1 protein-coding gene is annotated in these 507 nt (G+C 70.2%); it reads right to left on the reverse strand.

The features are described 5' to 3' along the window. Positions 1-507, reverse strand: a 507-nt coding sequence (locus tag CSC66_RS17410) for an FAD-binding oxidoreductase (RefSeq protein WP_425501072.1), incomplete at both ends; no start/stop codon positions are given.

Raw genomic sequence — 507 nt, forward strand, 5'->3', positions numbered from 1 at the left:
GAGCCCACGCGTGACATGATTCCTTCTTGTCTCGTGGCCGAGGGACGTAGGGGCCGGGGCCATTCGGAGCCGATGATCAGGCGCGTCAGGTCGTAGCCGGTGGAATCCTTGGTGGTGTGCGTACCGGCGATGAAACCTTCGCCGGTGCCGGCCACTGCGCGCAGGCCCAGCACGTTGTCGCGGGTGGCGCCATATTTCAGCGCGCGCGGCCCGCCCGCATTGCAGGCGAGGTTGCCGCCCACGGTGCACCACGGCGCCGAGCCGGGATCGGGTGCCCAGAAGAATCCGTGCGGCGCCAGCGCCTGCTGCAGGGCTTCGTTGGTGACGCCCGGCTCGACCACCGCGAGACGATCATCCGGCGCGATGCGCACGATGCGGTCCATGCGCTGGAAATTCGCCACTACGCCACCGGCCAGCGGCACCGAGGCGCCGGTGGAACTGGTGCCGCCGCCGCGCGCGGTGAGCGGCACGCGATGTTCGCGGCAGGCGCGTACCAGCGACTCTACC

Source organism: Pseudoxanthomonas kaohsiungensis, from assembly GCF_010211765.1.
GTDB lineage: Bacteria > Pseudomonadota > Gammaproteobacteria > Xanthomonadales > Xanthomonadaceae > Pseudoxanthomonas > Pseudoxanthomonas kaohsiungensis.